Annotated in this window: 22 protein-coding genes; 12 read left to right on the forward strand and 10 right to left on the reverse strand. The window is 65.2% G+C overall.

Annotated elements, in window-relative coordinates; all coding sequences use genetic code 11:
- Window positions 1-38 precede the first annotated feature (38 nt).
- The 4 genes from AC0B44_RS19750 to AC0B44_RS19765 form a co-directional block, all read right to left on the reverse strand.
- Window positions 39-1,616: a peptidoglycan DD-metalloendopeptidase family protein gene (locus tag AC0B44_RS19750; RefSeq protein ID WP_471904491.1), complete on the reverse strand. Its 1,578-nt coding sequence runs from the start codon at window positions 1,614-1,616 to the stop codon at window positions 39-41.
- A 181-nt stretch (window positions 1,617-1,797) separates the two neighbouring features.
- On the reverse strand, window positions 1,798-3,777 hold the full coding sequence (locus AC0B44_RS19755; protein ID WP_471904492.1) for a cutinase family protein: 1,980 nt from the start codon (window positions 3,775-3,777) through the stop codon (window positions 1,798-1,800).
- Window positions 3,774-4,307 (reverse strand): DUF8176 domain-containing protein, encoded by a 534-nt coding sequence (locus AC0B44_RS19760; protein WP_471904493.1) that lies wholly within the window; start codon window positions 4,305-4,307, stop codon window positions 3,774-3,776. Before AC0B44_RS19760 ends, AC0B44_RS19755 begins: the two co-directional genes overlap by 4 nt.
- Before the next feature lie 240 nt (window positions 4,308-4,547).
- Entirely contained in the window at window positions 4,548-5,828 is a 1,281-nt protein-coding gene (locus tag AC0B44_RS19765) for an insoluble domain protein (RefSeq protein WP_396950707.1), read from the reverse strand.
- 505 nt (window positions 5,829-6,333) lie between these two features.
- Between AC0B44_RS19765 and AC0B44_RS19770 the strand changes: the two genes are divergently transcribed.
- A complete protein-coding gene (locus AC0B44_RS19770; RefSeq protein ID WP_396950706.1) occupies window positions 6,334-6,780 on the forward strand; it encodes a helix-turn-helix transcriptional regulator in 447 nt (148 codons plus the stop codon).
- Window positions 6,781-6,995: 215 nt separating this feature from the next.
- Here the strand turns inward: AC0B44_RS19770 and AC0B44_RS19775 are convergent, their stop codons facing one another.
- Window positions 6,996-8,048 (reverse strand): GAF domain-containing protein, encoded by a 1,053-nt coding sequence (locus AC0B44_RS19775; protein ID WP_396950705.1) that lies wholly within the window; start codon window positions 8,046-8,048, stop codon window positions 6,996-6,998.
- A gap of 75 nt (window positions 8,049-8,123) precedes the next feature.
- Window positions 8,124-9,536, reverse strand: a complete 1,413-nt coding sequence (locus AC0B44_RS19780) for a cytochrome P450 (RefSeq protein ID WP_471904494.1) — start codon at window positions 9,534-9,536, stop codon at window positions 8,124-8,126.
- 197 nt (window positions 9,537-9,733) lie between these two features.
- Here AC0B44_RS19780 and AC0B44_RS19785 point away from each other — a divergent pair, with 197 nt between their 5' ends.
- Together AC0B44_RS19785 and AC0B44_RS19790 are read left to right on the forward strand one after the other, a co-directional pair.
- Window positions 9,734-9,919 (forward strand): toxin-antitoxin system HicB family antitoxin, encoded by a 186-nt coding sequence (locus AC0B44_RS19785; protein ID WP_396950703.1) that lies wholly within the window; start codon window positions 9,734-9,736, stop codon window positions 9,917-9,919.
- A gap of 383 nt (window positions 9,920-10,302) precedes the next feature.
- Window positions 10,303-11,307 (forward strand): replication protein, encoded by a 1,005-nt coding sequence (locus tag AC0B44_RS19790; protein ID WP_396950702.1) that lies wholly within the window; start codon window positions 10,303-10,305, stop codon window positions 11,305-11,307.
- Between the two features lie 70 nt (window positions 11,308-11,377).
- Here AC0B44_RS19790 and AC0B44_RS19795 read toward each other — a convergent pair whose 3' ends face one another.
- Complete coding sequence (locus AC0B44_RS19795; RefSeq protein WP_072815822.1) at window positions 11,378-11,641, reverse strand: sigma factor-like helix-turn-helix DNA-binding protein; 264 nt, start codon at window positions 11,639-11,641, stop codon at window positions 11,378-11,380.
- Window positions 11,638-12,525 (reverse strand): replication initiation protein, encoded by an 888-nt coding sequence (locus AC0B44_RS19800; RefSeq protein ID WP_396950701.1) that lies wholly within the window; start codon window positions 12,523-12,525, stop codon window positions 11,638-11,640. The genes AC0B44_RS19795 and AC0B44_RS19800 overlap by 4 nt, the downstream gene beginning before the upstream one ends.
- 187 nt (window positions 12,526-12,712) lie before the next feature.
- Between AC0B44_RS19800 and AC0B44_RS19805 the strand changes: the two genes are divergently transcribed.
- The 3 genes from AC0B44_RS19805 (at window position 12,713) to AC0B44_RS19815 (ending at window position 13,892) form a co-directional block, all read left to right on the forward strand.
- Window positions 12,713-12,985: a ParB family protein gene (locus AC0B44_RS19805; protein ID WP_396950700.1), complete on the forward strand. Its 273-nt coding sequence runs from the start codon at window positions 12,713-12,715 to the stop codon at window positions 12,983-12,985.
- Entirely contained in the window at window positions 12,982-13,239 is a 258-nt protein-coding gene (locus AC0B44_RS19810; protein WP_102799410.1) for a ParB family protein, read from the forward strand. Before AC0B44_RS19805 ends, AC0B44_RS19810 begins: the two co-directional genes overlap by 4 nt.
- 380 nt (window positions 13,240-13,619) lie before the next feature.
- Window positions 13,620-13,892 carry a hypothetical protein gene (locus AC0B44_RS19815; protein ID WP_396950699.1) on the forward strand — a complete coding sequence of 91 codons (273 nt, stop codon included), beginning with the start codon at window positions 13,620-13,622 and terminating at the stop codon, window positions 13,890-13,892.
- Between the two features lie 165 nt (window positions 13,893-14,057).
- Here AC0B44_RS19815 and AC0B44_RS19820 read toward each other — a convergent pair whose 3' ends face one another.
- Together AC0B44_RS19820 and AC0B44_RS19825 are read right to left on the reverse strand one after the other, a co-directional pair.
- Window positions 14,058-14,501: a hypothetical protein gene (locus tag AC0B44_RS19820; protein WP_396950698.1), complete on the reverse strand. Its 444-nt coding sequence runs from the start codon at window positions 14,499-14,501 to the stop codon at window positions 14,058-14,060.
- A gap of 130 nt (window positions 14,502-14,631) precedes the next feature.
- A complete protein-coding gene (locus AC0B44_RS19825) occupies window positions 14,632-15,381 on the reverse strand; it encodes a DUF6226 family protein (protein WP_396950697.1) in 750 nt (249 codons plus the stop codon).
- A gap of 256 nt (window positions 15,382-15,637) precedes the next feature.
- Here AC0B44_RS19825 and AC0B44_RS19830 point away from each other — a divergent pair, with 256 nt between their 5' ends.
- From AC0B44_RS19830 to AC0B44_RS19855, 6 genes are all read left to right on the forward strand, one after another.
- Window positions 15,638-16,489, forward strand: a complete 852-nt coding sequence (locus AC0B44_RS19830) for a DUF2637 domain-containing protein (protein WP_471904495.1) — start codon at window positions 15,638-15,640, stop codon at window positions 16,487-16,489.
- Between the two features lie 703 nt (window positions 16,490-17,192).
- A complete protein-coding gene (locus AC0B44_RS19835) occupies window positions 17,193-17,384 on the forward strand; it encodes a hypothetical protein (RefSeq protein ID WP_396950695.1) in 192 nt (63 codons plus the stop codon).
- Between the two features lie 26 nt (window positions 17,385-17,410).
- The gene (locus tag AC0B44_RS19840) at window positions 17,411-17,626 is read left to right on the forward strand and encodes a hypothetical protein (protein WP_396950694.1); all 216 of its coding nucleotides are present in this window, start codon (window positions 17,411-17,413) and stop codon (window positions 17,624-17,626) included.
- A gap of 71 nt (window positions 17,627-17,697) precedes the next feature.
- A complete protein-coding gene (locus tag AC0B44_RS19845) occupies window positions 17,698-18,639 on the forward strand; it encodes a DUF3560 domain-containing protein (RefSeq protein WP_439808512.1) in 942 nt (313 codons plus the stop codon).
- A gap of 66 nt (window positions 18,640-18,705) precedes the next feature.
- Complete coding sequence (locus AC0B44_RS19850; protein WP_471904496.1) at window positions 18,706-19,101, forward strand: hypothetical protein; 396 nt, start codon at window positions 18,706-18,708, stop codon at window positions 19,099-19,101.
- Between the two features lie 28 nt (window positions 19,102-19,129).
- On the forward strand, window positions 19,130-19,540 hold the full coding sequence (locus AC0B44_RS19855; protein WP_439808514.1) for a hypothetical protein: 411 nt from the start codon (window positions 19,130-19,132) through the stop codon (window positions 19,538-19,540).
- The last annotated feature ends 185 nt before the right edge of the window (window positions 19,541-19,725 follow it).

Raw genomic sequence — 19,725 nt, forward strand, 5'->3', positions numbered from 1 at the left:
TCGTTTCCGATGTCCTGGTGTGTGAAAGTTGTTGTGGCTCAAATAAACCGGATGGCTCTGACATTTTCCGGGGGTGTCCAATCGGTGATCCGAACCTTCTCGCCGGACTGGGGAGCTTCGACAACCTGGTTGTCCCCCATCCAGATCCAGACATGGCCGGGATGGGGCTGGACGATGTCTCCGGGCTGCAAGTCCGCCGCTGAGGTGATCGGTGTCCCTCTCGGATCGCTGACCTGCGCGGAATCCTGGTGCGGTAGAACGATTCTCCCGTCCGTTGCTTGAGCTACCGCGTACAGGACCAGGCCCGAGCAGTCGAATCCGACCGTGTTGTGGTCGCCGTGGAGATCGGCTACACCCCCGTCAGGGATGCCACGAGTCGGGCCGGTGACATCGCCGCCGCCCCATGCGTAGTCGGTGCCCAGCCATCCCAGCGCAGCATCGACCACCCGGGAACCGCTCGCTGAGGGAGGCTCAGGCTGGTCGACACCTGCGAAGTCGGCGCGGCCGGCGAGGATGGTGCGGACGTAGCTGGTCGTCTCTGCGTTCCCGCACACCCCGCCGGAGGCGAGCGTGTTGCCCGGACCGCAGTTGTAGGCCGAGAGCATCAGTTCGGTGCCGTCACCGGCGACTTTTCCTTCGCGGAGCCACTGTTGGGTCTGGTCCCACATCTGGCAGTTGTAGTCGGCCATCGACATCACCGAGTCGCCGATGGAGTTCACATCGGCCACGCCGTCACCGTCGTAGTCCTTACCCATCGCGGCCCAGGTGCCGGGCATGAACTGACCCGGACCGCGCGCGCCGGCCGGAGAGACGGGTGAGTTCGGGCCGTACCGGAACCGGTTTTCCGCGTAGAGCTGGGAGGCCAGTAGCGGAGCGTCGACTGCATCGCAGGTCTGAGCTGCCTTGACGATCCATTCGCGGAACTCGTCGGGGACCGATCCGGGCGCGAGGGAACTTCCGCCGGGCCGTGCCAGGCCGGTGCAGCCTGCACCGAGTGGGGTCTCGGCCGCCACCAGTTGCACATTCGGCGAGGTCGGCACCTGCTGTGGGGCGTCGAGTTCGTTCGCATCGGCCAGCCACGGCATCGGGTCGATGGGCGCTCCGCCGTCGAGCCGGCCCCCGGCCCAGACCTCGAAATGCAGGTGGGGGCCGGTCGAACCGCCGGCGTTGCCGACCAAGCCGATCAGATCCCCGGCGCGTACTTCGTCACCGACGGAGACGAGAACTCCGTCCGGGAACATGTGCCCATAGACCGTCGAGAGTGTCGATCCGTCCGAGGTGATCGAGTCGACGATGATCCAGTTATCGAAACCGTTTTCGTCGCCGGAGCCGGAATCCCCTGCTGCGACAACGATTCCGTCGATCGGTGCATAGAAGGGCGTGCCGGTCGGGGCTGCGAGGTCGACGCCGTTGTGCGCGGTACCCGATCGCGGGCCGAAGCCGGAGGTGAACGTGTACGTGCCGGTGACCATCGGCTGCACTTTCTTGCCGGTGGCAGCACGCAGGCTGTTCGGCGACCGGGAAGCACCCTGCGTCGGCAGGCAGTTGTCCGGCTCGGGATTGTCGCTGCCGCACATCACCAGCGCGCCCATCAGTGCCACGACACCGACTGTCATCGTGATTTTGGTCGTCGAAGAAGCCACGTTCTCACCCCCTTTGCATGAGTGCTTGTCGAGAGCCCGCCCAGGCCATGCACCGTGTGTGACTTCGCATCCGCCCGCCCGAGGTCGGATGTCGCGTTAGTGGAAGGCTTCGGTCCTGGCAGCGGCACCACCCGCTTGCCGGGACCTCTCGGCGTTAGCCGATTGCCTTCGCGAAGATGGTCACCATCGTGTCGATCGCGTTGTCCTTTCCGTCGGGAGCCCAACTGGGATAAGCGATGTGCGAATTCGAGGCGTAGAAGCTCGCTGCGGTGAACCCGTCCGAAACCAGCTGGCCCAGCTCGGAGGCGCCGTCGCTGCTCGCCAGTGCCATCACCGACCGGCTCAGGCCGGCCAGGTCGCTGTCCTGGGCCTGCACCGACATCAGCGACCCGATCGGATCGCCGGGATTGTGCAGCTGCCCGGGACTCATCTTCTGGCCCGGTGTGAGCACGCCGAGGGCCACCTGCGCCAGTTCCAGCGCGACCGGCATCAGCCGCGACAGCTCGAGCGCGTTCCCGGTTTCGGCCACCGCCCAGGCGATCTCTTGAATCTCGCCGACGCTGCGAGCCAGCCGGATCACATCGACGTTGCCGAGCAGATCGAGTACCAGTGCTGCGATCGCGGCCGTTCCGGATGGATCCGGCACCATCGCCACCAGGCGCGAGAGTGTCTTGAAGTCCACCCCGGCGGCCATCTTCACCAACGGAGAGAGCTGATTGTTCAGGTCCCCGGCGATCACGTGCGCGCCCCGCGTATCTCCGGTGACGAGCTTGATCGGGAGCTGCTGCAGGCCGGCAGCCACCGCCGCGTAGTCAACGGTGGTCACCCCGGAGACGACATTGAGCAACTGGTTGATGATCGTCGTCGGTTTGGCAACCGAGAGCACCTGCGTGGCGGTCCGCAACTCCGGCGGACCCGAGGCCGCCAAGGGTGACAGGCCCGCGACCAGCGTGTCTGCGGAGCTTGCCAGCGTGGACACGTCGACTCGCTCACCCGAGGCCCGCGATTTGAGCAGCGCAGTGCTGGTCTCGGTCACCGCATCGGCGGCCGAGAGCACCGCCGGGACATCAACCTGCTCGAGTGTGTCGAGCACGCCCGCCGTCGTTGCCTCCGGCGATCCCTCCGGCGCCGAGGCGAACGTCTCGCGTGCGCCCGGATTGCTGTCGATCCACTGCCGTGTCTGATCGACGGGCGTCAGAGTCTCCGACACCAACCGAGCTTGCTGCGTGATGCGGGCGATGTTCGCCGCCGAGGTCGTCGAGGTCGGACCTGCGGCGTCGAGCTCGGTTACCGATTCGGCCAGCCGGGACGCTGCCCCGAACACCGCCGACAGATCGGCATTGCGCCAGTTGCCCGGCGACGACAGCACATCGACCAGCGACGATTGCGCCACCGTCGAGTCACCGGTGATCGTGGGAGTGTTTGGCGTCGCCGCCGAAGCGAGGTCGGCAGAGACATCGACCGCACCCGGAGGATTGGCAATGATTCGACCCAGCGATGCCAGGAACGGAGTCGACTCACCATCGGTGTTGCAGTACGCATCGTCCGGGTGGCAGATATCGAACACCTTGCCCGCGAGCTGTCCGAACCCTTCCGGGGCAGGGCCGGCGATGCCCCGACCGGTGAGCGGCGGGCCGATCAGTGTCGCGCCCTCGGTACCCCGCTTCGGGTTGGCGAGCAGAATCACCGCTTTGACCTGCTGCGCAGCGACCGGGCCGAGGCCGTGGCCGATGTTGACGGCCAGATCGTTGCCGATCTGCGCGCCTTGGCTGTACCCGGCGATGAGGTACTTCGAGGACGGGCACCGCTCCATCAGCTCTGCTGCCGCTTTGTCACCCCGTGACTTCGATTCGGCATAGGAGGTGCCGTTGAAAAAAGCCTCGCCCGGATACGGCACGTACACCGCGTCGAGGTTCTTGCCGTAGCGCTGCTCGAGGGCATCACCGACGGCCGCGAGCATTCCTGTCGGCACATTCGGGTCGGCGTTGGCGGAGGTTTCCGTCGTGCCGGGAATCATCAGCGCGATCGTGCGGGCACATCCGTTCGTTTCCGCAGCATGGGCAACGGTCGGAGTGCACACGGCGGCCGCCGTGGTCACTGCCGCCGCTGCCAGAGCGAGACCTGCTTTCCTCATCCCCCACTACCCCCGACCTCTTCGATGGAGCGGATCATCACCCGGCCGTCTTCAGCCGTGGTGGTGGTGATGCGCTGCTTGAACTCGTTGCGTCGATCCGGTCGGACCTCGGTGATCTGTGCGCTGTAGGTGTTCGGACCGATCGCCGTCACCTCGAGGCAGTGCGTGGTCCCCAGCGGAACGGTGTCGATGCCCTTCTGGATCGTTGCTGCATCGGGCAACGGCGCATCCGTGGCCATCAGCTCCCGCACCGCTGGACCCGATCGCAGCAGGTAGTAGCGGTGTTCGAGCGCTGCGATCACACCTTCGCCCGACAGCTGGTCGCCCTCGTCGGGCGAACACGGATCTTCTGCCACCGCCGCGGCGGTGGTCGGGGCTGCGGTCGCGGTATCTGGGACCAGGCCCCCGAAGTCGGGGTTGTCGTCGCCGCCGAACAGGGCCGAGACACCCCAGACAGCCGTCCCCACGACTGCCACCGCCGCGAGACCGACTCCCGCATAGGTCCATCCCCGCCCGGAAGGTCGGTGCACCGTCGCGCCCCCGACCTTTGCGGCCGGGCGAGCAGCGCGGCGGCTGACATCAGCCGCCGCGACCACTCGAGACGCCGACTCACGGGCGGGCGCTGTCCCCACTGGGGAAAAACGCTCATCGTCCGCCGGTGCAGGCACCGGCGTCCGCACCATGCGGGTCCGAGGCGCGGTCGCGTCGAGCACTCGCGGCGAACCCGCTTGGTTGTTCCGCTTCATCGGTTCGTCCCCCTTCGACCGGAACTAGGCGTTGACTACCGGAGCCTGCGGGCCGAGGCCCTGGCCGACCGCTTCGCTGACCAGGCGCGATGCAAGTCCCGGCGTCGCGTCGGTGAAGAACGACTCAAGTGCCTGGTCAACCTGCTCGACGACCTGCTCGCCGCCGGGCTGGGCCTGCACGAAGTCGCGGACCTGGGTGTCGAGCGCCGGAGCGGTCTCGGTGGTGAAGGTCTGCACCGTCTCCACAGCGACCGCACCGACCGGATCTTCCGACCACTGCGCGAGCGTGGTGTCGACCTGTTCGGTGACCTGCTCGGATTCGATATCCGGCACCTCGGTCTCGATCGGCGTGGCGTCCTCGCCAGCGCCGTAGGCAGTGCCGGCCGCGTATCCGAGCGCGCCGCCACCGAGGGCGCCGAGGCCACCACCGACCACACATCCGGCGCCGAAACCTGCCGCCGCGCCACCGGCCGTGGCAGCAACACCCGTGGTGACCATGCCCACGCCCGGAATCGGCACCAACATGCCGCCCAGGCTGGCCCCGACGATTCCCGACACCGTGGACACGGCCAGAGCCGTCGGAACACCGGCGGCCACGCAGCCGGTGGCGAAACCGGCACCGGCCCCCACTGCCGTACCTGCGACCTGCGCGGACGCGATCTTCTCGGCCTCTTCTGTCTCCATTCCTGTCGACCGGTGGTAGTCGGTGACCATTGCTTCGACCACGGCCGTCGTGCGGTTGGTCTTGTCGGCGTCGACATCGGAGACCCAGTTCGGCTGATCGAAGATCACCCGGCCGAAACGCATCTTCTCGGCAGGAGCCTCGATCGGCAGGGTCGGGCCCTCGAAGAAGGCCGGTGAAGGCTCGCTGTAACCGACGTTTCCACCGCCCGAGTAACCCGAGTTTCCGCCGCCCGAGTAGTCGCTGTACTGGGTCATCGACACGCCGCCACCGGTCTGCGGGTTGTAAGCGCGCGTACCGCGGTTGTAGTCGGCCGGAGGTGCGACCCAGAAGTTCTCGGCCGGCTTCGGCTCAGGCGATGACGGTGCCGGCTGCGGGGTCGAAGGCGGTGTCGCAGTGATACCCGCCTGCCCACCCTCGGCTTCCGGTGTCGCAGTGATACCCGCCTGCCCACCCCCACCGGAATTGTCGGTCGGGGCTGCGACTGCTGTGGGCGCAAAGGCGATAAGCAGTCCGGCTGCTGCCGGTGCCAGGGTCGCAGTGCTGAGCATCGCGCTGGTCGTCTGGCGGCGCCGGTGTCTGCCGGTGCCGGAAACCAACCGATCTTCGTTGGATACGGACATATAGGTCGCCTTTCGTGCGGGGATGAACCGTGAGGATTGAGCAGGTAGAGCTGCTGGTCCGAGGTCGGAAAGATGAACTCGGGGGCGGTAGTCGTGGTCCGAGTGCCGGATAGGTGCGGGCTCGTTGCTGGCGCGAAGCCGAGTAACGCGAGAACAGCAGTGCCCGAAGAAGAAGTGGGCTCTCTCGCCGTCAGCGATTGATGCCCGAGCTTGCGTAGCGCCCGGATAGGTCGTTTCGTGAGTGGTTCAGCCCCGGATACGTGACATCGACGCCAATCACTGACACGTGTCCGGGGTTTTCCTATGTGCAGGTGGCTCACGCCGTTCCGCGCTCTGGTTGCCGGCCAGAGGCTCGCCTGCGGTTTCAGCCGATGGCTACCTCCTTCAACAGTGAAACCCTGTTTGAAACTCTATTCCAGGACGTTAGCGCAAAATCTATTCCAGTGGAAGATGACGCAATACATTCCTGTAGGGCAGTGTTGTCACTCGTGGAAGGGTTGTGGGCATGACGAGACGGCCTCTTCGGGGTTTCGACCGGGAGAGGCTGATCGATCTGCGGACGGAAAAGGGCTATACCCGTGGTGACCTGGCGAGGTTCGCCGAGGTGAGCGTGGCCGCGGTCCGCTCCTGGGAATCCGGGCAGGCGACCCCGCAGGTAGATCGACTGGCCCGCGTTGCCAATGCCCTCGAAGTCCCCCTGTCGGACCTCGTTCGAATACCTCCGCACGAGCGGTACCTGGGCGATCTGCGAGTCCAGGCAGGTTTGACGCAGCCGCAACTGGCGCTGGAAATAGGTATTTCCACGGCCTCGCTCAGCAGTCTGGAACTGGGAGAAACCGCGCTGCGCGAGTCGGTTGCCGAACGACTGGGCAAAGCGCTGGGGTTGGGCACAGCCGAAGTTTGTGCCGCCTACGAACGTTCCCGTACCCGACCGCCAGGAACTCGGGTCTGACGTGCACGACTCGTTGGTGGTCGACGTACGGAACGTACGAATTACCACGTCTGGACTCCCCCGCGGAGATAGCAGCCCGCCTCACTCAGACATGCGGAGGCGACCGAAACCGGCTGTGCTACATCCGAGGCCGAGTCGACAAGCCTCAGGAAATCCCCACGGGCGGGGACGCGAAAGACAAATTACCAGATCACCGCCAGTATTCGGGGATCGACCTACCCTTCAAGGCGGCGCTGATCGAGGGCGTGTAGACCCTCTGTGGCCGCGTCGACTTCGGTGGACACCGCCGAAATCTGTACGAGCACGAGACGGTCACCGAGAGCTCCGGGATAGGGGCTGATCGACAATTCCGCTGTTCGCCACCCCGATTCGGACCGCAGGCGAGCACGAGCCAGACGAGCGGCAGTATCGCCCGCGCGGAATGCTGCGATCGCTTCCGCCAGGACACCTCGGTCGTCAGGATGAAGGATGTCGTTTGCGCCCTTGACGCTCCGCCAGGACACCCAAGGGGGAGCATCCGGAAGCCACATGGTCAGAACAGCGAGATCGGCGACGAATACGCCGGTGTAGACGCCCGCCGATCGCAGCATTTCCTGCATTCCCAGCTCGCTCAACGTCGGCAGCTCCGGCGGCGTCGTATCGGACACGTCATGCCAGAGCAGCCGGATCCCGACATTTCCCGGATCGGTGCGGCCTTTGCCCCAGCAGTACCAGCGCATCACTCGCCCGTCAGCGTGGAGAACCGACATCGGCGCCTGCCACTTGCGCCCGTGCACCGGATCAATAGCCAATTCGAACAGCGACGCCGACTCATCGAACTTGACGGCCTTTGCGATGTACTCCGCCGGGGTCCGCTCCGGAACATGGTCCTCGGGGAGCACTCCCGACATCATGGACGCCTCGACCGTCTGACCGATCGCCATGCGTTCGAGATCCCACGCGATGCCTGCGACTATGCGAGGCGGGCTCGGGACTACTCCCGGCTCCCCGACCCAGACCTGGACGCCGTGCGCCTCACCACCGGGCCCGAGGACGGGCACGGCTTCGATGTGAAAGGTCTTCGGCGGCCTCTTACGAGAACTCACATCGATCTTGACGGCACGACGGGTCCGGACTACCTCCTGGATGATCCGCGTGATCGCGATGTCCGGGGCCGGCTGGACATGCCGGGTCACCGATGCCCAGTCTCGTACTGTTCCGCCGCAGGCGACTACGGACATTTCCTCGTCGACCAGTGTCTCGACCAGGTGCCATTCATTGAGATTCATCGTTGTCGTAGTCCTCCCCGAACCGCGGCATGGTTACAGCTCCCCGAAAAGGAACATACCGGGCACAGGCGCACGTCAAATACGCGAGAGTCTGACCTTCAGATCCCGCGGCTTGAGCGTGACGGCCTCGTGAACATCGAGTTCGTACCCGGGCTCGGGAGCGAAGTCGTACCGACGGATCAGCGACGCGAGTGTCAGCACGGCCTCGTGGAGCGCGAACTGCCGGCCGATGCACGCGCGGATCCCGGTGCCCCACGGCTTGAAGATGTGCGCCGGCCGTCGCCGCACTGCGTCGGGTGCGAACCGGTCCGGGTCGAACCGCTCCGGGTCCTCGCCCCACAGTGGATCGCGGTGCAGCTGCGGCAACAGCACGAACACCCACGATCCCGGAGGAAGGGTGCGGCCACCGAGGGTCGTCTCGCCTCGCACCTTGCGGAAGTAGCCCGGTGCAGCCGGCCACAGCCGCAACGTTTCGTCCACGATCCGCCGCACGTACCGCAGTTTCGCGACCTGCTCGTAGCCGATCTGTCCGTCGGCTCCGACCACCTCGGCGATCTCGGCGCGTGCCTTCGCCACCACCTCGGGGTGCCGGCTCAGGAAGTGAACCGCGAAACCCAGGGTGGCGGCGGTCGTCTCGTTGCCCGCGACCAGGAATGTCAGGACCTGGTTGCGGATCGATTCACGACCGAGGTGCTCACCGGTGTCCGGGTCGGCGGTGTGCATCATCAGCTCGAGCAGATCGGACTGCGTGTCCTGCGAGCGCATCCGTTCGTCGACGATGCGATCGACCGTGTCCTGCATCAACGCGATGTCGCGGGCGTGCTGCTCACGGGCCGCCCGACCGAACACGGCGCGCAGGATCGGGATGTCGTTCGAGGAACGGTTGATGTACTCGAGGGCGCGACTCATCGCCTCGACGAACGGATCGGGCTCGGCGCGGCCGAAGGAATCGAAGTCGTAGCCGAACCCGCATCGCCCGATGACGTCGAAGGTCAGCGAAGTCATGCTCTGCGGCACGTCGACGTACTCGCCGCTCTCTGCTGCGACGTCCCAGCTGTGCAGCAGACGGTCGATCACCGCGAGCATCGAGTCGTGGTACCCGCGCATCGCGGCCTGGCTGAACCCCGGACCGAGGATGTTGTGGGCCTTGCGCCAGTTCGGCTCGGAATTGAACGCAGTGAACAACCCGTCTCCGGCGATGACGCGGAGCTTACGCAGTGGCTTTCCGAGGAATTTGGCCCATTTCTCCTCGTCGTTGACCTCGCGCACCAGGTCGGCACCCGAGACCACGATCAGTCGGTGCTTGAGGATCTTGCGTTCGAAAATCCCTCCGAGTTCCTGTGCCATCTGCATCTCGCGCTGTACGGGCTTGGCGACGTCGATGCTGAGCAGGTCCCCCAGAATTGGCAGTCTTCGGCGCGGCCGAGGAATGGGACGTGAGTCGGTGCTGGTCGCGGGGCTGCTTGTAGAAAGCTGCGGGGACGCCATTCCTGAGAGTGTGCACCACCAACTGTGTGACCCAGACCGCAGCCTCTGGTCGGCCGCGTCAGAGAGCATCAGCACGTCCTCGTGTCCCACAAGGCGACACGCGCCACGCCGAGACTCGCGAATAACCGGGAACGACGGAATCGCCCGCTAACCTGAGTCAGATTCATCGACCGATCTTGAAGAACGGGGGTTTACGCATGGCACAGCCGCACAAAGGCGACCGCGCCGCGATGACTCTACGTATCCCCGCCGAGCTGCACGACCAGCTCAGCAAGGACGCGGAGGACGCCAAGATCGCGCTGTCCCAGTACGTCGCCGACCTACTCGCACTGCAAGCAGGTCGGCCGGACCTCGCCCGCGAAATCAAGGCGGTGCCCGTGTAAACGCCACGACAGAGGGGCTCTAGCGGCCAACTAGACGGTCCCTCAGAAGCAGAAAACCCCCCACCGGCCAAAGTGGAGGGTTTTCCAAACCAAATATCTGCCCGATCGGTCGCCAAACGTTTCGGGCACTCGAACTTTCTCTTGCTCAGAAAGCCTTCGTTATGCATATTAGCGAGCACAGCTCGTCGGTTTCAACTCTCGGTCCAAATCACACCCGAGCGTGTCGCCCCCGTCGGGGCGCGGACGCGCCGCACGGCAACCGCCGTGGACCGGGCCGCGCCGCTCCCAAGACCCGTCGCGGTCGCCGCCGCGGTAGCTACAACCTCCGCGTCGCCGAGGGCGCCTACTCCCCCATCCCTGTCTGGGACTCCCGCGCGGGCTGGATGCGCCAGATCATCAACTGGGCCCGCAGCGAGACCGGCATCAAGATCTGCCACGAGCACCGCATCGCCCCGGACAAGTTCATCGCCGCAGCCAACGCCCACGCTGCGTACGCCGACGAATCCACCGGCCGCAGCCTCACCGCCGCCCGCGACACCCTCGCCGAGTACGCCGGCATCAGCACCGACGTCCTCGATCGTGCCCGCCAGATCCTTCGCCGCATCGGAGCCGCCGTCGAGCTCGTCCGCGGCCGCTACCTCACCATCGCCGAACGCATCGAAGCCAGCCTCACCCACGGTGGAAAGCAACTTCGCGCAGCTTCCGTGTGGGCCTTGACCAGCAAGTTCACTGCCAACTCTTCTGTTTATCCCCAGTTTCCGAATCATGCGGATCTACCGGAGAACCCTTTGGGTTCTACAGGTATCTCTCGTTCTCAAGTAATCACCAACGCGCGCGCTACGCGCCGCGCTCGGACTTCGACGAAGGCCGCGGGCGAGGGCGACCCACGACCCCTGCACGCTCAGATCGCCGCAGCGCGCCTGGCCGACCGACTCGGTCCCACGATGCCCGAATACCGCGGCGTGGATCGGAATGGCCACTACGTCCCCGGAACCATCCATCACCACGTCGGAGCGATCGCCGATGCCCTGACCGCCGCAGGCATCGACACCACCCGATGGACCGGCGACGACGTAGCCAACCAGATCACCGAGTTCCGCCGCGACCGCAGCCTCCCACACCTAGCGTCCCCGACCGCTTTCCTGCGCTGGCAGCTCCGTGCCCTCGCCGATGTGTGGTCAGGGCCTACCCCCACCGAGCGCCGCACTGAGATCCAGGACCGCCGCGCCGCCGAACGTCGCGCCGAACTCGACCGGCGTGCTGCTCATCCTCCGGCCAGCGACGACATCCGTGCCACCGCTCTCGCCGAGATCCGGCAGATACTGTTCCAGCGCTCGGGCATGCGCACCCGGACCCGCGGGGACCGCTTCGACCGGCACCGCTACTGAACGAAATTCTCGCTCCGGTCAGAACCACAGCGGCGAAGGGGAATCGAATCGTTTCACGCGGAAGCCGCTCCTACCCCTCGAGCTTGCGGGCATCATGCAGTATCCGACCCACCGCTCCGGTCGACATCTCCAGTTTCTCGGCGATCTCGCGGTACTTCATCCCCTGCTGGCGAAGTTCGACCACCTGCTTGCGTCGGCGTTCTGCGCGTTCAAGGAATTGGTCTCGGGGTTCGGCAATCAGGCGACGTGCAGTGCGCTCCGACGAGCCGAGCCGGCGTGCCAGTTCCTTTGCGGTGATCGACCGACGTTGTTGTGCCTGGGCGCTGCCGCTCATTGCGCGAACTCCAATGCTGTCGCCAGATCGAACTTGGTGGCCCGCTTCCTGTTTGCTTCCCGTTTGGCGGAGCTCATGACCTTGCCGCCCTTGCTGCCACGTGCTGCCTGGCGCGCCCGGAACGTCCCCTCGTCGAAGTTACGCCAGATCCACTTGCCGATGGAGTACGCCGTGGCACGGACCTCGATGAAAGGAAGAGGGTCGGCGAACTCGCTGTTGATTCCGTGACAACGCTGAAGAACCAGTTGGAGCCACTGGTCTACGGTGGCATGACGATGGTGCCACCACTGTGGGTACGCCCACTTACGGGCAGTGTCGAACATCGTCACATTGCGGCCCAGACCCACGGAGCGGTCGGGCCGGCGCGGAGCCTGACGAGGTGTGTAGATGGTCGCCAGATCCCGCAACGAGTACGGATCCCCTGGACCGTAAATGGTTTCCCATTCAGGGTGGATCGGGTTCTTGGTCAGCTGCCCACCGTAGGAGAAGTCCCCGCCGACGGAGATACACAGACCTCGCTCGATGCGATGGGCATAGCGCAGCGGAGTCAACCGCGCCGAGTCGGTACGGCAGACTCGATGGTCGCCCAGCCACCAACCCAGGTGCGCCCGCCCGGAGGGAGACTGCGCGACCCAGCTCGGCGTCGGATGATCCGACGGTTTCTCGAACGCCCGCATCGCCGCATCGGGGTGGTCACAGTCGATGACGATCGATCCGAGCAACGCGTGTGGAGAGTGCTGGATGTAGCGCATCATCAATGCCTGGTCACGGCTCATTCGGTACTGACCGTGCTCGAGTTGGTTCGTCGCGAACGGCCGATGCGGCAGTAGCACCTCGTTTCCCCACTGCTCGTCAGTGAGAAGGGACTCCCCCGCCGTTTCCATGCCGAGTACTGTGCACTACCAAGATCGAGTATTCGGGTAGGACACGCCGAGCCATATACAGATATTATTCGGGTAGGTCATGCCAAGCCATATCAGGTATCCGCCCCGCCTTCTCCCTTTCGAACCCTCGAACATGTCCACTCGTGGCAGAGGCTGTGCTTCACGTACCGAAGTTACGATGAGAACCATGACCGGGAAGAAGCGCATGGCCTTCGACATCACCGAAGCCGACGCCGACCGGATTCGCGCCGCCTACGTCGGCACCCGCGCCATCCTGCCCCCGGCCACCCTCAGTGAGTTCATGACCGACCTGCTGGTCGAGGCCACCGAACGCCTCGAAGCCGAACACAATGACGGCCGGCCCTGGCGCACCCCCAGCCGCAGCGAACTCAAATCCCTCTCCCAGACCGGCGTCGGACGCAACGCCCCCTGCCGCCCAGGAGAACAGGACCAACAATGACCGAGGCGTCACGCACACCGCGCCCCAAACTCGGGTTCCACACCGACCAGGCCGAACGCATCCGCGCTGCCTACCTCGGCACCCGCGCAGTCCTCCCGCCGAGCACCTTCAGCGAATTCCTCGAGACCGCCGTCCTCGAGACAATCGAACGACTCGAAGCCGAACACAACAACGGCCACAGCTGGGACGCCCCGGCCACCGGGGAAGTCAAGTCCACCGCCCAGACCGGCGTCGGCCGCTGGAATCGCACCTGACCGGTTCTCAGTCGCACATCCTCATGCGTTGAGGACACGATGAGAACCACCCCTTCTCACTCCCCAGTGGGACTCTCACGACTCATATAACCCATTATTACTATGGAATCCCTGACATAAGGCAGCAGTACAGAGAACCCTCGAGCACCCATGCGAGTGTGCGCGAGAATCCGCGACGATAACGCTCCCACCAGCACAAATAACGCCCGTCCGGTAGCCGGCCGAATGACAGTTGCCGCCGTCGTTCTCGTCGTAGCGGTCGCCGTTCTCACCGTCGAGCCGATAGCGGGGCGCACCCCGACGCACCAAGATCAGTCGGTGCCGCGTGACACAGTGCCGACCACCGACTGACCGAGCCTGAGAAAAGGACCGCCACCGACGTGAATGAGCCCTACCTCTACGTCCGAACCACCTACCTCGGCTTCGACGGCCCACCCGAACCCGTCAGCAACCTCGCCGGAGGTCTCACGGGTCTGTGGTGGCTACTGATCATCGGGGCGCTCATCTGCTTCGGAGCATGCGAGTACATGCGGCGAAAGAGCGTGACCAAGAGGGAACGGCAAGAGAAGAACAGGCTCGGAGCGGCCTTCTTCCTCTACTGCGGCCTCATGGGATTCGTCGTCGGCATCTTCGGCCTGATCGCCGCGAACTGATCGAGGCGGCATTGATCGACGATCGGACCGGACTCGCCAAGGTGGAGGTTTTGTTGCCTGCCATGGATCCCAGATTTAGTAGTCGCCCGAGAACCGGACGGGTGTCAACGACACCTGAATTGGGTTCTGGTCCACTTTCCGTGATGATCCGATTGCGAGTCATCGTCACCGGTTATCGGGGTGAGAGGGTCGTCCCGTCCCGATCCAGTGAATACCGTCGGGGCCAGGTGAGTACGGTTGCGGCAGGTAGCGGGGATAGAACTCGCCGGTGTGCCAGGCGCCAGCGACTGTCGCCGGATCGTCGGGTTCGAATCCTGCTCGGACTGTAGGCAGGTGTTCACGCCAGCCGATCAGCCCGGAGTTGTCGCGACCCCATACCCGCACCACCAATGTCATGACCGAATTTGCCCAGCTCAGCTGTTCGATCTCGTACACCCCGGTGTCCCAGGGGCGTGCCGACAGATGTCTGGTGAGCGCGGACAAAAAGCTCATGTCCCAGTCGCTTTGTTCGAAGTCACCGTGTCGGACGGTCGGCAATTCCTCACCGCGATCGCTGGTGCTGTAGTGCTCGTAACGGCCGTTGTACTCGTCGCCTCGGTCGCGATCCATGGTCGAAGTCTGCCAGGCAGCATCTGCAGGATACTGCGCTGAGACATGGTGTCGCGCCATCACGCAAAGTGGGCCAGAACCTGAAATTGACCCCCGGAGCGGCACGTGAAATTTGACCCGGTGCGGTTGCTCAGTGACGGTGTGTGTCGACGTCGGGCACGAGTGGACGAGCCGTCCAGTTCGGGGGCCAGGGTGCTGCTGTGAATGCGGTTGGTTCGTCGAGGTCCGGGACTGGGCGGCTGGTATGACCGCCGAAGGACGTGCGGATCGACAGGCGGCGAGCATCGACGTGGACGTGAAGGGAGCCGTCGACGACCGACAGCACCGATGTGTCCATTTCTTCGAGCAGGGTGGCGGATCCGTGGTCGCAGCCGTCGCATCCGCAGTCGGGGATCGATGCCAGTCGTACCGCCGGGTCGCCCGCGGCGACTGTGACGGTGACTATGTGGTCGTTATCGACCGGTGTGTGCGTGGTCAGCACCAAGGGGACCGCGTCGTCGGCGACAGGCTCGAGGATGGTGTCGGTTCCGCCGCTGTCGTGGGGGCGCAGGGCCCATTCGATGTGTACCGCGTGCCGTGCCCAGCCGCGTTCGAGTAGCACGTGGCTCCAGGCTCGTGCCCGGGCTTCGACAATTTGGAACTTCTCCGGGTCGGTGACTCGCTCGTATACGTGTTCGTCCGGTGCGAGACCGTCCTGGTAGGGGTTCGGCCATCCGGGGGTGTGGGCACCGGTAAGCGCGAAGGCCGCGTCGACGTCGCTGAGCAGCGCACAGATGTCGTCCGACAACAGCGACGACAGATCTGCCCAGCCGGTGTCGTGCAGGGAGCGAACACCGTTGTTGTAGGTCTCCCACCAGGGCAGTTCCGAAGCAGCACTCACCCTACAGACGCTACCGGTCAGCTGGTCATCAACAGATCATGCAACAGGATCCGCTCGAAGCGACGGTCCTGCCGACATCGCGAGACGACGACCCGAACGATACGAACTATCACGCGCCCCGACCGGCTCCCCCAAGAACCGGCCGGGGCGCAGTCGTCTCTCATCTCACGTACCTGACTCGATCCGGTCGTGACCTGCGACTCTCATCTGAGAAACCCCTTCTCATATCATGGTTCTCATTGTTACTATGGGATCTATGAAGTGGACGAAGCGACACAAGAACAAGAACGCCTCAGCGCCCGAGAACGTGACAGCCGTCAGCGGATCCATGTGGTTTGCAGGCGTGACCATCACCGTAGGAATCGGGGCGGCCGCGTTCATTCTCAGCTTCCTCGCACTGCGAGACCTGTGCATCCAGGCCGGCCAACCGAGAGAGATCGCCTTCCTGTTCCCCGTCATCGTCGACGGAACGATCCTGCAAGCAACGATGGGAGTCGTCTCCCGACGTCACGACCACCGGGCGCGACGATTCTTCTGGAAGATTCTCATCGGCGCCGCCACCGTCTCGATCGCAGGAAACGCGATCCACGCCGTTCTCACCACGACCCCCGGCTTCAACTCCGTTCTCGCCGCCGTGATCGCCACACTCCCGCCGATCTCACTGCTCGCCTCCACCCACGCGCTGACCGTTCTCGGCCGTCGCACCGCCGCACCCACCGAGACTCACATCGAATCCGCGCCCGCGGCACCCCCGCGCCGTGAGACCGCGAACGAGAACGCGACCGCACCCAAGACTCACGTCACGACCATCACCGAGAACCGTGCCGCCGCCGAGACCGCGAGCGAGACTCCGGTCGCGCGGCCGACTCGCACCGCGACCGCTGACGCTCTCGCCCGACAGTTCGAGGTGCCACTGCCCCATCTGCCCGGTACGCACCTCGACACCAACCCCGTCCCGACCTTCCATTCCCACGAGGAACGTCGCGAATGGGCACTCGCCCGACGCCAGGCCGGAGTGGACGTGCCCGTCATCGCCCAAGAAGTCGACCGCTCCGTCGCCACCGTCTACCGCTGGCTCTCCGAGGCCGACATCTCAGTCACCATCTGATCATCACAAAAACATCGGAAAATCAACTTTTCAGACTTAAATCTGAATCAAGCAACAATCAGACCAACATCAAAAAATGTCCATGTCTGATGCGCGGCAGTCTCACCCCGGCGCATCGAACTCGGGAGTCGTCCCCCGGTTCGGTGCGCCGAGTCGCGTTTACAGCGTTGACCAGGGGCGATCCGCCCCGGACCCCCTTCGGGTCGTCTTCGGTGTCGACGAGCGGTGTGTTCGGTGGTCGGTGGCAGTCGGATTTTTGCCTCGTCGGTGACGGGGCCGGCAAACGTATGCTCCCGCGGCCGGCGGACGGTGCCCTCTCGCCCTGGCCAGGAGCGTGCCCGGCTCGTGTGCCGTGCGGGTGCGGTCTACCGATACCCGGGGGCTCTGCCCCCGGACCCCCGACCTCCCTCCCAAGGTTTCCCGCTGTCCGCGCGCACCCCGTTCGGCCGACACGCACGCCCTACCGGACCCGCCGACCACCGCGCAAGGGAAAACCCGCCCTTGCCCGGCGGCCGCCGCGCCCGGTCACCAGGCCGCACCGACCGACCGAGGTACCCGCTCCACCACCACCCCGCAGCACCCCAGGACACCCATAAAACCGCAGGTCAGACCCCTAAAACGTGTGACCAGCATCACCAGAAAAGCACCAAAAAAGACACTCTAGAACATCAAAAAAACATCAAAACAGATGTAAAATTGAGTCATGAACAAAGAGGAAATCACCGCCCAGCTCCGCGCCATCGCCCGCGATTTCGACGACCTGCTCGAGAACCTCTCGACCGGAAAGAAGATCTCCGACGTCCTCGCCGCCTCCCGCAAGACCAAAGCCGCCGCCCGCGCCGCAGGCATGACCGAGGGCGAAATCGACGCCGCTCTCGAATCCGGCCTCAGCTGACCCACCCACCCGCAGGAGGACACGCGATGACCACGCCCGCCCCCGTTCAGACGCTCGAGCTACCCGACCAGCAGTGCGACTACAACGGCTGCACCGCCGAGGCCACCCACACCGACGGCGAGTGGGCGATGTGCCCCAACCACGAGAAAACCGCCTACCTGACCACTACCTATTGGCGCCCCATCCGCCGCTGGACCACCCGCACCGATCCGGGCTGGACCCAGTTCATCGCCGAGTACTGATCCCCCTTGCGCCGGGTGGGAGCCGCACCGCTCCCACCCGGCACCAATCGACCGAACAGGAAACGCCGCACATGCTCACCATCACCCACGCTCCCGCCGAGGGAACCACCATCGACGGCACCGACAAAGGCGACGGAACCGCCCCGATCCTCAAGGCCGCAGGCTGGAAATGGGGACGCACCATCACCGCCTGGTACATCCCGCACAGCCGCGACCGCGCACCCCAGCTCGCCCGCATCGAGCGCACCGTCGACGCCCTCCGCGCCGCAGGATTCACCGTCGAGACCGACATCGACACCGCCCTCCGCTCCGCCGATGTCGCCCACCGCGACCGGGATGAACGCCTCAACGACCGCGCCGAAGCCCTCGCAGCCAAGGCCGAACGCAAGCGCGCCGCCGCCGACGCCGCCCGCGCCCGCCACGACCACGCCTGCAACGCCCTTCCCGAAGGCGGCGAACCGATCAAGGTCGGCCACCATAGCGAAGCGCGCCACCGCCGCGCCATCGACCGCGCCCACTCCACCGCCTACGCAGCCGTTACCGCCGATGCCGCCGCCGACGCCGCCGCAGAATCCGCCCGCATCGCCGCCCGCAGCACCGATCACCGCTACACCCCCTCAGTGATCCACCGCCGCATCGAACGGAAAAGCGCCGAACTCCGCCGCATCAACCGTTTGCTGACCAAATACGACCAGCCCGAAAAAGCCGCCTCTACCAGCCGCTATGTCAAACAGCTCGAACTCGACAAAGCAGAACTCGAGGCCGACATCGAACACTGGACCGCAGTACGCGCCGAACAGGACGCCACCGACGGCCCCAAGCTCTACAGCCGCGACGACCTCCGCCCCGGATGCTTCGTCAGCTGCTACGGCTCATGGCACAAGGTGATCCGAGTCAGCGCGAAATCGGTCACCGTCAGCACCCAGTACAGCTGGAACGATCGCCTGCCCTACGACAAGGTCACCGACGCCCGCGCCGAAGACGGCAAAACCCCCATCCGACCAGGCCAGTAACCCCACACCACCGGCGGCCGCGACCTGTATCGCGGCCGCCGGTCCCCACTCGCCCGTGAGGACACGATGACCGCCGAATCACTGTTGGCCGACTGCATCATCCCCGGCTGCACACAACCGGTCGCAGAAGAACTCACCCCCTGCGACACCTGCCGCGACATCTTCGGACCCATGTTGCAGGAAGTCGACCGACCCCCGAGCTACACCGCCGCCGACCTCGCCGAACGCGACGCACAGACCGCAGACGCCTACCGGACGATGCTCGGACGGCGCGTCGCCCACGAGGACATCGACACCGAATCCGACCGATACCGCCGAGCAGCCCAACAAGTGAAAACCGCAGCCCAGAAGCGCGGCGAAGCAGAAAAACCAGGCCAGACCTGCTGGCTCTGCGAGGAACGCCGCATGTGCATCCTCCGACCCGGCGGATGGGAGTGCCGCACATGCCGCGACATCCTCTGACCACCCCACCAACCCAGGAGAAACCGCAGTGACCATCACCATCGAATACGGCGACGGCCGCACCGCCCCGCGACTGTCCCTGTCCACGCACGACCCCCACCGCGAGCGCGTGCAGGTGCCCTTTACCGAGGCGCATCGCACCGCACTGACAGAAGTCGCCGCAACCGATCCATTGTTCGCGCACCTCGACCCCGACACCCACCTCGACCAGCTCGAAGCGTGCACCGACCTCGAGCACGGCATGTTGAGGTGGGACGCCGGAACAGACCCGCTGCGCTTCGCCGCCGTCGAAGGAGTCGACGGGACATACGTCGAAGTCCTCACAGGATCCAGGGACACACCGACGCTCACCGCCGAAGCCCACTGGCCCATCACCATCGAGTTTCCCCGCGAGACCGCCCGCACCATCTGGCAGTTGATCGGCCTGTACTCCACCTGACACGACAAAGACCCGGACCGGAGCGGACCTAGCGCCCCGGTCCGGGTCTTTCGGCACCCTATCGACCGCAGCACCCCGGCCGGCGCGAGGACACCACCAAAGGAGCGGCTGCGCCGCACCGAACCCTCGAGCCGGCCACGAGCGCAATCCGATCACTCCCGCCACCCCAGTACACAGCCGCAACC

This window comes from Rhodococcus sp. NPDC019050, from assembly GCF_055664235.1.